This window comes from Streptomyces sp. H27-H1 (assembly GCF_026627445.1).
In the GTDB taxonomy this organism is placed as follows: domain Bacteria; phylum Actinomycetota; class Actinomycetes; order Streptomycetales; family Streptomycetaceae; genus Streptomyces.
In genome coordinates this window covers 108,613-121,171 of record NZ_JAPNLJ010000004.1, presented here as the reverse complement: position 1 = coordinate 121,171, position 12,559 = coordinate 108,613, and the positions used below count along the sequence as shown (strand labels likewise).

General features: G+C 70.7%; 14 protein-coding genes and 2 tRNA genes. 1 reads left to right on the top strand and 15 read right to left on the bottom strand.

The annotated features are described in order from the left end of the window. Window positions 1-171 precede the first annotated feature (171 nt). The 8 genes from OTB20_RS05390 to OTB20_RS05355 form a co-directional block, all read right to left on the bottom strand. A tRNA-Ala gene (locus OTB20_RS05390) sits at window positions 172-244 on the bottom strand. A gap of 146 nt (window positions 245-390) precedes the next feature. Continuing rightward, window positions 391-624: a hypothetical protein gene (locus OTB20_RS05385; RefSeq protein ID WP_254383020.1), complete on the bottom strand. Its 234-nt coding sequence runs from the start codon at window positions 622-624 to the stop codon at window positions 391-393. 137 nt (window positions 625-761) lie between these two features. Next, window positions 762-834 (bottom strand) — tRNA-Ala (locus OTB20_RS05380). Window positions 835-946: 112 nt separating this feature from the next. Beyond that, the gene (locus tag OTB20_RS05375; RefSeq protein WP_267815598.1) at window positions 947-1,579 is read right to left on the bottom strand and encodes a histidine phosphatase family protein; all 633 of its coding nucleotides are present in this window, start codon (window positions 1,577-1,579) and stop codon (window positions 947-949) included. Window positions 1,580-1,659: 80 nt separating this feature from the next. Beyond that, the gene (rsfS, locus tag OTB20_RS05370) at window positions 1,660-2,106 is read right to left on the bottom strand and encodes a ribosome silencing factor (RefSeq protein ID WP_267753261.1); all 447 of its coding nucleotides are present in this window, start codon (window positions 2,104-2,106) and stop codon (window positions 1,660-1,662) included. A 140-nt stretch (window positions 2,107-2,246) separates the two neighbouring features. Continuing rightward, window positions 2,247-3,950 (bottom strand): LCP family protein, encoded by a 1,704-nt coding sequence (locus OTB20_RS05365; RefSeq protein WP_267815441.1) that lies wholly within the window; start codon window positions 3,948-3,950, stop codon window positions 2,247-2,249. A 24-nt stretch (window positions 3,951-3,974) separates the two neighbouring features. Next, a complete protein-coding gene (nadD, locus tag OTB20_RS05360) occupies window positions 3,975-4,592 on the bottom strand; it encodes a nicotinate-nucleotide adenylyltransferase (protein WP_267815440.1) in 618 nt (205 codons plus the stop codon). A gap of 71 nt (window positions 4,593-4,663) precedes the next feature. Continuing rightward, window positions 4,664-4,831: a hypothetical protein gene (locus OTB20_RS05355; protein WP_267815439.1), complete on the bottom strand. Its 168-nt coding sequence runs from the start codon at window positions 4,829-4,831 to the stop codon at window positions 4,664-4,666. Between the two features lie 141 nt (window positions 4,832-4,972). Between OTB20_RS05355 and OTB20_RS05350 the strand changes: the two genes are divergently transcribed. Next, complete coding sequence (locus OTB20_RS05350) at window positions 4,973-6,076, top strand: M48 family metallopeptidase (RefSeq protein ID WP_267815438.1); 1,104 nt, start codon at window positions 4,973-4,975, stop codon at window positions 6,074-6,076. Here OTB20_RS05350 and OTB20_RS05345 read toward each other — a convergent pair. From OTB20_RS05345 to OTB20_RS05315, 7 genes are all read right to left on the bottom strand, one after another. After that, a complete protein-coding gene (locus OTB20_RS05345) occupies window positions 6,060-7,199 on the bottom strand; it encodes a hypothetical protein (RefSeq protein ID WP_420716330.1) in 1,140 nt (379 codons plus the stop codon). The genes OTB20_RS05350 and OTB20_RS05345 overlap by 17 nt on opposite strands. Before the next feature lie 74 nt (window positions 7,200-7,273). Beyond that, window positions 7,274-7,834 (bottom strand): hypothetical protein, encoded by a 561-nt coding sequence (locus OTB20_RS05340; RefSeq protein ID WP_267753251.1) that lies wholly within the window; start codon window positions 7,832-7,834, stop codon window positions 7,274-7,276. A 77-nt stretch (window positions 7,835-7,911) separates the two neighbouring features. Continuing rightward, a complete protein-coding gene (locus tag OTB20_RS05335; RefSeq protein ID WP_267815436.1) occupies window positions 7,912-9,195 on the bottom strand; it encodes a glutamate-5-semialdehyde dehydrogenase in 1,284 nt (427 codons plus the stop codon). 90 nt (window positions 9,196-9,285) lie between these two features. Continuing rightward, window positions 9,286-9,684: a hypothetical protein gene (locus OTB20_RS05330; RefSeq protein ID WP_267815597.1), complete on the bottom strand. Its 399-nt coding sequence runs from the start codon at window positions 9,682-9,684 to the stop codon at window positions 9,286-9,288. 97 nt (window positions 9,685-9,781) lie between these two features. Further along, window positions 9,782-10,909, bottom strand: a complete 1,128-nt coding sequence (proB, locus tag OTB20_RS05325; RefSeq protein WP_267815435.1) for a glutamate 5-kinase — start codon at window positions 10,907-10,909, stop codon at window positions 9,782-9,784. Between the two features lie 84 nt (window positions 10,910-10,993). Further along, a complete protein-coding gene (locus OTB20_RS05320; RefSeq protein WP_267753381.1) occupies window positions 10,994-11,461 on the bottom strand; it encodes a GtrA family protein in 468 nt (155 codons plus the stop codon). A gap of 64 nt (window positions 11,462-11,525) precedes the next feature. Beyond that, window positions 11,526-12,518 carry a glycosyltransferase family 2 protein gene (locus OTB20_RS05315; protein WP_267815434.1) on the bottom strand — a complete coding sequence of 331 codons (993 nt, stop codon included), beginning with the start codon at window positions 12,516-12,518 and terminating at the stop codon, window positions 11,526-11,528. Window positions 12,519-12,559 lie beyond the last annotated feature (41 nt).

Here is a 12,559-nt window from a genome sequence, read left to right as displayed (position 1 = left end):
GGGCCGACCGTCTCGTGGAGGTCGGAACTGTTCAGCGCGGCTCGGTAAGCAGAAGGCGTACGGCACGCATGGCGTCAGGGTACCGCAGCGGCCTCGGCGCCCGCTCGAACCGCCCGCCACCCGGACAACGAGAAGCGGGCCACCCGTTCCGGGTGGCCCGCTTCTTCACTGTGGAGCTATGGAGAATTGAACTCCAGACCTCCTGCATGCCATGCAGGCGCTCTACCAACTGAGCTATAGCCCCTTGTCTTGCCTGCCGTTTCGTGGCCCGTTTCCGGTTCCCCTTGGCGACGTCTCAAACATTACACGGTGATGGCCCTGGTCCAAAAATCGGTTTCCGTGCGTCCCGGGCCATGTCCGTTTCGTGGCGGTTCATCACATTCGTCCGCATCACGCCCGGGCGAACTGGTAGAACCGTTTGAGCGTGCAGTGTTCGTCGAGCAGGCGCCCGTAGATCGGCTCGCCCTCCAGTTCGCGGTACGTCTCGATCGGGTCGCCTTTTATGACCAGCGCCCGCGCGCATTCCTCGCACCAGTACTGGTAGTCGGGGTTGACCGGCTCCATGTCCCGCACGATCGGCGTGCCGTTGTTGCACCAGTCGCACCGCCGCCGGTGTGCACCCATCCGTCAGCGACTCCCTCCCGCGTCGGGCCGTCGTCGTCCCCCCTCCGGCCGTCCGATTCTGCCATGCCGGTGCCCGCTCGGGCAGCTGCGAACAAAAGCAAAGATCCCGCCCCCTGTTGGGGACGGGATCTTGATTGTGGAGCTATGGAGAATTGAACTCCAGACCTCCTGCATGCCATGCAGGCGCTCTACCAACTGAGCTATAGCCCCGCTCTCCGCCGCGCTCCCCCCGTTTCCGGTGTTCTGCGCTGCGAACAAGAAGAACTCTAGCCTGTGACCAGCCGGAAAGTGAAATCCGGGTGGGAGCCGCTCCGAGGCGGTCTCAGTCGTCGTCGCCGAGCACCGGTTCGGGCAGCGTGCCGGCGTTGTGTTCCATCAGCCGCCAGCCTCGCGCGCCCTCACCGAGGACGGACCAGCAGCAGTTGGAGAGCCCGCCCAGACCCTCCCAGTAGTACGAGTCCAGGCCCAGCAGGCGGCCGATCGTCGTACGGATGGTGCCGCCGTGGCTGACCACCACGAGCGTGCCGCCGGGGGGCAGCCGGTCGGTGTGTTCCAGCACCACCGGCGCGGCCCGGTCGGCGACCTCTGTCTCCAGCTCGCCGCCACCGCGGCGGACCGCCTCGCCGCGCTTCCACGCCGCGTACTGGTCGCCGTACTTGGCCAGGATCTCGTCGTGCGTGAGCCCCTGCCATTCGCCGGCGTACGTCTCGCGCAGCGCCTCGTCGTGCTCCACGGCCAGACCGGTGACGGCCGCCAGCTCGGCGGCCGTGGCCGCGGCGCGCTGCAGGTCCGAGGCGATGATGGCGTCGGGCTTCAGCGAGGCGAGCAGCCGGGCGGCACGGCGCGCCTGCGCCACACCGGCCTCGGTCAGCTCGATGTCCGTGGAGCCCTGGAAGCGGCGCTCCAGGTTCCACGCGGTCTGGCCGTGCCGCCAGAGGACGATCTTGCGGCTGATCCGACCGTCGCCGGTCGTACCGCGCGGGGCCCCGGCGTCACGGGTCGTGCCGTCGTTGGTGGTGCCGTCGTTGGTGGTGCTCAGAACAGATCACCGTCCAGTTCCTCATCGCTCTGCGTGGCGCGCAGGGCGGCGTGCTCCTCGCCCTTGCCCTTCGTGAGCTTGGCGTCCTCGGGCAGGTCGATCTCGGGGCAGTCCTTCCACAGGCGCTCCAGCGCGTAGAAGACCCGCTCCTCGCTGTGCTGCACGTGGACGACGATGTCGATGTAGTCGAGCAGGATCCAGCGGGCGTCGCGGTCGCCTTCGCGGCGCACCGGCTTGACGCCCAGCTCCTTCTGGAGCTTCTCCTCGATCTCGTCCACGATCGACTTGACCTGGCGGTCATTGGGGGCCGAGGCGAGCAGGAAGGCATCGGTGATCGACAGCACGTCGCTGACGTCGTACGCGATGATGTCGTGCGCGAGCCGGTCGGCCGCGGCCTGGGCGGCGGCGGTGATGAGCTCGATGGAGCGGTCCGTGGCGGTCACTGGCCATGCTTTCGGGTTGGCGGGCAGATCCTTACAAGGGTCTCATGTACCGCCGACACCGCCCGCGCGCAGCGTGTCGCGCGGGCGGAGCCGCGCCCGACGGGCGCGGCCGCAGAAGGCCTCTGACGGCTCAGGACGGCTCAGGACGGCTTGTAATCCTTGCCCAGCGTCACCACGACGTCCGCGTTCACGGCGTTCTCGGCCTTCTTCACGGCCGTCTCGGGCAGTCCCAGCGTCTTGGAGACCTCGATCGCCTTCTCGCGCTGCGCGTCGTCCTGGTAGGTGATCTGTGACGCGGCCACGGTCTTGTCGGCCTTGCCGCCGTCCACCAGGGTGTAGCCGCCGTTGAGCAGGGCCGCCTTCGCCGCCGTGTTCGTCTTGTCGTTGCCGGTGGCGTCCTTCAGGCCGACCCTCGGCAGGGCCCCGGGCTGGGCGTCCGTGACGGAGCCGCCGAGGACCTCCTTGACCACCTTCTTGTTGGCCTCGTCCGTGAGGCCGCCGTCCGGCTTCACCCCGAGCACGTCGGTGCGGTAGGCGCCCACCTTGGCGTGCTCGCCGAGCTTGGCCAGCAGCGCTCCCAGCGTCTGCGCGTTCAGCGCCGGATCCAGGATCTGCCCGGTGGTCTCCACCGTCATCGCCGCCGACTTCGGATCACCGGGCACCTTGCGCAGCAGGCCCAGCAAGACCTTGCCGAGCCGGTCCAGCTGCTTGGCCTCCGGTTCGCCCTGGGCCCGGTACGTGGCGTACGCGACGGCCATCGCACCGCTGAGGCTCTGCTTCGGGCCCTGTCCGACGGCCGGCACCTTCGCCGCGTCGTCCGCCGGGACGGCCACGTCCGTGTCGACCTCGATGCCGCCGACCAGCTCCACGAAGTTTTCCAGGAAGGGGGTGTCCAGCCGCCAGGTGCCGCCGATGCGGGTGCCGAGCACCGAGTCGAGGGATTCCCGTACGCCCAGACCGCCGCCCTCGACGGCCTTGCCCAGCGGGGCGGTGGTGCCGTCGTCCTTGGAGACGGTCAGCGTGTTCGGCACCAGGACGGTGGCGCCCTGCTTGGTGGTCACGTTGTCGACGAGCAGCGCCGTGGAGGTGCCGCCCTTCTTGGTGTTGTGCAGGTGCACGACGATCATGTCGCGCTTCTGCGGACCGGACGCGGCCGCGCCGTTCGACGCCTTGCCGGGGCCCTCCAGGAACGGCAGCTTGCCCGCGTACCAGAGGTAGCCGAGTCCGGCGACGACGAAGAGCGCCAGGACGACGATCAGCGCCACGACCCGGTTGCGGCCCCGTCGGCGGGCCTCCTCGCGGCGCTCGGTGCGGCTCTCGGTGAAGGCGAGCCAGTCGATGACGTCCTCGGAGTCCTCGTCCGGCTGGTCGATGAAGTCGAACTGCCCGGTCTGGTACGAGGGCCCCTGCGCGCCCGGCCCGTCGGCCCGGCGGGGCTCCGGGACCTGCGCCGCGGCGGGACGGAGCTCCGGCTCGGGCACGGGCGGGCGTACGGGCGCCTGCGCCGGGGCATCGGCGGCGGCCTGCTGCGGGATCCACTGCTGGGTGGCCTGGGTGTCGTACTGCTGCGTGGCCTGGGTGTCGTACCCGTACTGCGGGGCCTGGGGGTACTGCTGCTGCGGCGGGTAGTACTGCGGAGGCTGCGGCTGGCCCTGCGGCTGGCCGTAGCCCTGGTAGTCGTAGCCGTAGTCCTGCTCGTACTGCTGCTGCTCGTAGGGGGGCCCGGGGTCGGGGGCGGGCTGCGCGGGCGCCTGGCCGTACAGCGGCCGCCCGTACGCGTCGTAGCCGACGAGCTGCTGCTCCTGGCCGGCATACGGGTCGTACGGCTCGTTTCGGTCGTTCACCGCGGGGCCCCTCTCTCCGGAAGCTCAGGCTCCCCGGTACAGCTCACGCTTGTCGATGTAGCGGACCACGCCGTCGGGCACCAGGTACCAGACAGGGTCGCCCTTGGCCACGCGGGCACGGCAGTCCGTGGAGGAAATGGCCAGCGCCGGCACCTCGACGAGGGAGACGCCCCCTTCGGGCAGGCCGTCGTCGGTGAGCACGTGGCCCGGCCGGGTGACGCCGATGAAGTGCGCGAGGGCGAAGAGCTCCTCGGCGTTTCGCCAGGTCAGGATCTGTGCGAGGGCGTCGGCGCCGGTGATGAAGAAGAGGTCGGCGTCGTCGTTGAGCGCGCTCAGGTCCCGCAGGGTGTCGATCGTGTACGTCGGGCCGCCGCGGTCGATGTCGATCCGGCTCACCGAGAACTGCGGGTTCGAGGCGGTCGCGATGACCGTCATCAGATACCGGTCCTCGGCGGGCGACACGGCCCGCTGCGACTTCTGCCACGGCTCGCCGGTCGGTACGAACATCACCTCGTCGAGGTGGAACAGCGCGGCCACCTCACTGGCGGCCACCAGGTGTCCGTGGTGGATCGGGTCGAATGTCCCGCCCATCACCCCGAGCCTGCGCTTGACCGGGCCGGTAGGCATTTCCTGCTCTCCCATGAGCGCAGAGCCTACTGGCCCGGTGGCGCGGCAGGGACCCGCCTACGGGCGCGTACTCGGCGTCCGCGGTTTCAGCGGTCCCGGTTCAGGCGCGTGGTGACCCACAGCAGCAGAAGCAGGATGCCGAAGGCGGCGCCGCCGGTCAGGTACGGGCTCAGGCTGTCGTGGTTGCCGCCGTGGTGCTCGGCTCCCTCCGAGGCGAGGACGACCAGGTTGTGGGCGGTGGAGGCGAGGCTCATCAGGCAGGTACCTATCGAGTCGGGGAGCGGGCGGAGACTTCGCTCACATCGTATGCGGGGGCCTGGGGCACGCTCACGCCGACTCAGGCGTTGGAGAGGATAGACCGGCGGCCAGCCGCACACATCAACGGGGAGGGCGCTATGACGGGAACGGGATTCGAGAAGGCACCGGCGCGGGACCGCAAGAGGTTCCCCGGTATTTCCTCACGGGCGTACGAGCATCCGGCGGACCGCTCCGCGCTCGTCGCCCTGCGCAAGCTGACCGGCTTCGACACGGTGTTCAAGGCACTGAGCGGGCTGCTGCCGGAGCGCAGTCTGCGACTGCTGTTCCTGTCGGACTCCGTCCGGGTGGGCGAGACGCAGTTCCCGCACCTGCACGCGATGCTCCTGGACGCCTGTTACATCCTGGACCTGGAGAAGGTCCCGCAGATGTACGTGCAGCAGGACCCGAAGCCCAACGCCATGTGCATCGGGCTGGACGAGCCGATCATCGTGGTCACCACGGGACTCGTCGAGCTGCTCGACGAGGAGGAGATGCGGGCGGTGGTGGGCCACGAGGTGGGCCACGCGCTGTCGGGGCACGCCGTGTACCGCACGATCCTGCTGTTCCTGACGACCCTGGCGCTCAAGATCGCGTGGATCCCGCTGGGCAACGTGGCGATCATGGGGATCGTGACGGCGCTGCGCGAGTGGTTCCGCAAGTCGGAGCTGTCCGCGGACCGGGCGGGGCTGTTGGTGGGACAGGACGTGAACGCCTCGATGCGCGGGCTGATGAAGCTCGCGGGCGGAAACCACCTCCACGAGATGAATGTCGACGCGTTCCTCGCCCAGGCCGAGGAGTACGAGAAGAGCGGCGATCTGCGCGACTCCGTGCTGAAGATCCTCAACGTGCTGCCGCGGACGCACCCCTTCACGACGGTGCGGGCGGCCGAGCTGAAGAAGTGGTCCCGGAACCGGGATTACCAGCGGATCATGGACGGCCACTACCCGCGGCGCGAGGACGACAAGGACACCTCGGTGACCGACTCCTTCCGGCAGTCCGCCGCGCACTACGCGGACACGGTGCGCACGAGCAAGGACCCGCTGCTGAAGCTGGTCGGCGACATCGCCGGCGGTACGGCGGACCTGGGCGGCAAGCTGCGGGACAGGTTCACGGGCGCGGGCGGCGCCCCGGGCTCGGGCAGCGGCAGCGGCAGCGGCGATGACAAGGGCACGGGCAGGGGCGGGGCTACGGAGCAGGGCTGACGCCCTGCTCCGGGGTGGCCGCCGGCGCCAGCACGCCGCACAGCCCGGCCGTGCGGCGCGGACTGCCGCTGGCATACGGGTCGCTCGCGGCCGGGCCGGTGGTGGTCGGCCCGGCACCGGCCGTCAGCGGGCGGAAGCCCGCGGCCGGGTCGTCGGCACAGGCCTGCGGGCCCGCCATCACGTACGCCGAGACGAGCTCCGCCCGCCGGGCCATGAGGTCGTCGCGGTCGAAGCGCAGCCGCAGCTCGCGCCGGACGGTGAAGAGCGAGGCCCCGTCCGCCGCGGCCGGCTGGCCGGTGGCCGGCCGCACGGCGTAGACGAAGGTGTGGTCGGAGGTCACCTCCAGCGCGTTCGGGGCGGCCTCCCCGGCGGTGAGGACCCCGCTGACCCGGACCCTGGTGTCGGCCACCACGGCGCGCGCCGGGTCGAACCGGACCAGCCAGCCGGTGACGGCGTGCCGCCCGTTGCCGGCCGGTGCCAGCATGCTCTGGTCGAACTGCGTCAGCTGGTCGGGGTCGAGCAGGACGCGCACCGGCCGGGAGGCCGCGCCGGACAGGACGTCGGGGTCCAGCGAGGACTGCACCAGGTAGTCCTTGGCGATGGTCAGCGCGGTCTGGACCTGCTCCTCGGTGAAGTGGCGGGTGCGGCGCACGCCGGGAAAGGCGATCCCGGCCGCCCCGATGCGGTACTGGGCCGCCGGACTGCCCGCGTACAGGTCGGCCGGGCGGCCGCCCGGCACGGGCTCGGAGGGTGCGAGCGGGACGACCGTGCTGCTCATCGCCTGGGCCGGGGCTCCGGCGGGCGGCACGTAGGGGTTGCGCAGCCCCATGTAGACGGCGCCGGCGAGCGCCAGGGCGATGCACAGCACGATGATCCGGCCCTGCCGGGCCGCCCCGCCGGAGCCGCCCAGGGGTTTCGGTGGGCCTCCGCCGCTCGACCAGATCGACCGGCTCCGGACGGCGCGGGCGTGCTCGCCCATGCGCTCCTGCGCCGAGAATTCCTGGAGCCGGGCAGCCCGGACGAAGTCCTCGTCGAACACCACGGACCGGTACTCGTCGGAGCGGTATTCGTCGTCGGACCCGCCGGCGCCCTCGGGGGTTCCGTTGGGAGGATTTCCTGACATGGCCATCGCTTCTCCCCGCTGTTCCCGCTCCAGAGAAGCCCCCGGCTCCGGCGATGCGGAACGGGGTCGTACCTTCAGGGTTGGCGGCCGACGCGGTCCATAAACTTTCCGGCGCCGGTGACTTCCCCCATCGGGGTACTGGCAGGGGCCGGCACCGGTTCCGCGTCGCTCGCCGCACTGCGGTAGACGGCGCTGAAGGCGAGCGCGATCATGCCGAGGCCCAGCACGCAGGCGAGGACCCAGGCGACCGGGCGCAGCCACGGCGAGCGGCCGCGGTAGGGGCGCAGGCTGCCGCCGTAGGCCCCGTACGGGCCTTCCGCGGAGCCGACGCTGTGGCCGTGGTCCCAGCCGGATTCGTCGGAGTGGTACCCGTCGGCGGCGCCGTAGGCGTACGCGTCGTAGTCCTCGTCGCCCGTCCAGCCCCCCGCGAAGGCGGCGCGGGCGGCCTCGGCCGCCTCGGCGCGCGCCCGGTCGCCGGCCCGCTGGCGCTCTGCGGCGCTCGGTTCACGGATCTCGGCGTTCCGGACGAAGTCCTCGTCGAACACCACGGAGGCGAAGTCCTTGTCCGCGCCTCCGCGGTCGTCGTCGGGCTCCCCGTCGTCCGGGAACGGTTTGCCCCCCACGTCGTCCGGCACGAGACCAGCGTAGACCGGAGGGACACCTTTGGGCAGGGCATACGCCGAAATCCGGCCACACCCCGTTCAGGGGTCGACTACCGTACGTGACCGTCGCCGGTGACGATGTACTTGGTCGAGGTGAGCTCGGGAAGCCCCATCGGGCCCCGGGCGTGCAGCTTCTGCGTGGAGATGCCGATCTCCGCGCCGAAGCCGAACTGACCACCGTCCGTGAACCGGGTGGAGGCATTCACGGCAACCGTGGTCGAGTCGACCAGCTGGGTGAAGAGGCGCGCGGCGGCCTGCGAGGTGGTGACGATCGCCTCGGTGTGGCCGGAGGTCCAGCGCCGGATGTGGGCGACGGCCTCGTCGAGGGAGTCCACGACACCGGCGGCGATGTCGTACGAGAGGTACTCGGCGGCCCAGTCCTCGTCGGTGGCGGGAAGCGCGGTGACCTTCGAGTTCTCCGCGTACGCGAGCACCCGCTCGTCCGCGTGGACGGTCACGCCGGCGTCGGCCAGGGCGTCCAGGGCGAGCGGCAGGAACGCGTCGGCGATGTCCCGGTGGACCAGCAGGGTCTCCGCGGAGTTGCAGACGGAGGGGCGCTGGGCCTTGGAGTTGACGAGGATGTCCACGGCCATGGCGAGGTCGGCCTGGGCATCGACGTAGACGTGGCAGTTGCCGGTACCGGTCTCGATGACCGGGACGATGGACTCCTCGACGACGGTCTTGATGAGCGAGGCGCCGCCGCGCGGGATGAGGACGTCGACGAGGCCGCGGGCGCGCATCAGCTCGCGGACGGAGTCGCGGGACTCGCCCGGTACGAGCTGGATCGCGTCGGCGGGGAGACCGGCCGATACGACGGCGTCGCGCAGGATGCCGACGAGGGCGGTGTTGGAGGCGTAGGCCGAGGAGGAGCCGCGCAGGAGGACCGCGTTGCCCGACTTCAGGCAGAGGGCGGCGGCGTCCACGGTGACGTTGGGGCGGGCCTCGTAGATGATGCCGACGACGCCGAGCGGGACGCGGATCTGGCGGAGGTCGATGCCGTTGGGGAGGGTGGAGCCGCGGACGACCTCGCCGACGGGGTCGGGCAGGGCCGCGACGTCGCGGACGTCGGAGGCGATGGCCGCGATGCGGTCGGGGGTGAGGGTGAGGCGGTCGATGACGGTCTCACTGGTCCCGGCGGCGGCCGCTTTCGCCGTGTCGACGGCGTTGGCCTCGACGATCTCGGCCGTACGGGCCTCCAGCGCGTCCGCGATGGCCAGCAGGGCCTTGTCCTTGGCGGACCGCGGGAGTGGGGCGATGGCCGCGGCGGCGGTGCGGGCGGCTCGCGCCGTGCGGAGGACGGGGGACGTGGCGGTGGCGTCGTCGAGCGAGGTCATGCGGTCAGGGTAATCCCCGCCGGGCCCGGGCCCGATGGGGTTCCATCCCCCGAGACGCCGATCGGACCGGGATCCGGCCGGGGGGGCGCCTCAGTACGGGTGCACGCCCATGGGGTGGGCGGGGGGCGGGCCGTATCCCTCGGCGACGCGTTGGTGGTACGTGGCGCGGTCGATGACTTCCAGGCCGACGATCTCCCAGGGCGGGAGCTTCGCCGAGGAGCGGTGTTCGCCCCAGAGCCGCAGGGCCACGGCCGCGGCGTCGTGGAGGTCGCGGGCTTCCTCCCAGTAGCGGATCTCGGCGTGGTCGTCGGCGTAGCGGCTGGTCAGCAGGAAGGGGTGGTCATAGGCGAGCTGCTCCAGCCCGCGGCGTACCTCGCACAGCGGGGCGGGCTTTCCGGAGACGCTCAGGGTGATGTGCCAGAGGCGGGAGGAGTCCCGGTCCTCCCCGCTCGCGCCGACGTCACCGTCCCCGGTGCCGACGCTGGTCAGCGCTCGTCCCACCAGCCGCCTCCTTGTCTGCGCTATGCGTGTCCGCCCCTCACAGTTGACCAGTCCTCGGCTCGCCGCGCGGCGCTTTTACCGAACCTCAGCCCTGCAGCAGGACCAGATCGTCACGGTGGACGACCTCCCGCTCGTACTCGGGTCCGAGTTCCCGTGCGAGCTCGCGAGTGGAGCGGCCGAGGAGCCGCGGAAGCTCCTTGGCGTCGAAGTTGACGAGGCCGCGCGCCACCGCCCGGCCGTCGGCCGAACGCAGTTCCACGGGGTCCCCGGCGACGAAGTCGCCCTCGACCGCCGCGATGCCGGCCGGCAGGAGCGAGCTGCCGCGTTCGGTCACCGCGCGGACGGCGCCCTCGTCCAGTACGAGGTGCCCCTGCGGGGCCGAGGCGTGCTGGAGCCAGAGCAGCCGGTCCGTCGAGCGGCGTCCGGTGGAGTGGAAGTAGGTGCCGGTCGCCCGCCCGGCCAGGGCGTCCGCGGCCTGGCTGGCCGACGTCAGGACCACCGGGATGCCGGCCGCCGCGGCGATGCGCGCCGCCTCGACCTTGGTGGCCATGCCGCCGGTGCCGACGCCCGCCTTGCCGGCGCTGCCGATCGTGACGTGGGCGATGTCCTCGGGGCCACGCACCTCGTCGATGCGGCTGGTGCCGGGCTGGGCCGGGTCCCCGTCGTAGAGGCCGTCCACGTCCGAGAGCAGGACGAGCAGGTCGGCGCGAACCAGGTGGGCCACGAGTGCGGCGAGGCGGTCGTTGTCGCCGAAGCGGATCTCGTCGGTGGCGACGGTGTCGTTCTCGTTGACCACGGGCAGCGCCCCCATGGCCAGGAGCTGGTCCAGGGTCCGGTAGGCGTTGCGGTAGTGCGCGCGCCGGCTCGTGTCGTCGGTGGTCAGGAGCACTTGGCCGACGCGTACGCCGTACCGGGCGAAGGAGGCCGTGTAGCGGGCGACGAGCAGGCCCTGCCCGACGCTGGCGGCTGCCTGCTGGCGGGCCAGGTCGGTGGGGCGGCGGCGCAGGCCGAGCGGGGAGAGACCGGCGGCGATGGCTCCGCTGGAGACCAGGACGATCTCCTTCTCGCCGCCGCTGCGCGCCTTGGCGAGTACGTCGACCAGCGCGTCCACCCGGTCGGCGTCGAGTCCGCCGGCCGCCGTGGTCAGGGAGGAGGAGCCGACCTTGACCACGATCCTGCGCGCGTCGAGCACACCCTGCCTAGCCGCTGACACGTCTGTCCCCTGACCCTTGAACCTCGCCGAACACGAAACCTCCCGCTCAATCTACGGGGTGTCCGGGCGGGGCCGCCCTCGGGTTCAGACCGTGGACGACCTGTGAGTCTGCTCCGGCTCCGCGGCCGCGTCGGCCGTCCCCGGGATGAGGATCTTGCGGGAGAGGACGAAGGTGAACGGGATGGCCACGACCGCCGCGACCAGCGGGGCGATCTTGGTGTTCATGCCCGCCCAGCTCACCAGGGCGTACAGGCCGGCGGACTGGATCACGTAGTTCGTGATGTTGGTCAGCGGGAAGAGGAGGAACTTCTTCCACGTCGGCCGGGTCCGGTAGGTGAAGTAGGTGTTCATGAAGAACGAGCCGACCATCGCCAGCACGAAGGCGAGGGAGTAGGCGGCGAAGTAGGGCATCCACGGGTGCAGGAGCAGGTAGAGCGTGAAGAAGGTGGCGGTGTTGACCCCGCCCACCAGGCCGAACCGGATGATCTGGCCCAGCTGGGTCTTGCGGTCCGGCTTGTTCGTCGCCCGGCCGGCCGTCGGCTGCTCGTTCATCTCGCTCGTCATGTCCGCTTGTCCGTCTGATCCTGCTCGGCCGGCCCGTTCGTCGTGCGCGACATCAGCTGCTGCGCTCCGCGATCACGGCCGGGGTCTCGGGCCGGGCGCTGCGGACGTCCGTGGACGGCCGGTCGGCGCCGTGCGACTCCTTCACCAGGAAGTGCGGCCTGCGCTTGCTCTCGTAGTAGATGCGGCCGATGTACTCACCGATCAGACCCAGCATGATCATCTGTACGCCGCCCAGACCCGCGATGAGCGCGACGAGACTCACGTATCCCGGGGACTCCACACCGTGCGTCATCGCCCAGGCCGCGATCCACAGGGCGTACAGCCCCGTCATCGCCACCAGCGACACGCCCACCCAGATGGCGATGCGCAGCGGCCGGTTGTTGAAGGAGATCAGCCCATCCATGCCGTAGTTCAGCAGGGCCCCGAACTTCCACTTCGTCTCGCCGGCCTCGCGCTGCGCGTTGCGGTAGTCGAAGTGGACCGTGTCGAAGCCGATCCAGGAGAAGAGGCCCTTGGAGAAGCGGTTGTACTCGGGCAGCGACAGCAGGGCGTCCACGGCCGGGCGGGACAGCATCCGGAAGTCGCCGACCCCGTCGGTGAGCTCCACGTCGACCCACCGGTTGACACCCCGGTAGTAGAGGCGGCTCAGCGCGCTGCGGAGCTTCTTGTCCCCTTCGCGGGTGCGGCGGGCGATGATCTGGTCGTGGCCCTGCCGGTAGTAGTCGAGCATGGTGGCGATGAGCTCCGGCGGGTGCTGGAGGTCCGCGTCCATGATCACCACGGCGTCGCCGGTCGCCTCGCGCAGGCCGGCGAGCATGCCGGCCTCCTTGCCGAAGTTCCGGCTGAAGGAGACGTAGCGGGTCTGGTCGGCGTGCTGCGCCGCGATCTTGCGGAGTTTGCCGAGGGTCCCGTCGCGACTGCCGTCGTCGACGTAGCACACCTCATACTCGACGGGAAGAACGTCCAGGACCTTGCGGATCTCCGTGTCGAAGCTGTCGATGACAGCTTCCTCGTTGTAGCAAGGGACTACGACAGACAGCTTCATGAATACTTCCTGCGGGTCCGAACGGGTGGTTTAGGGCGACC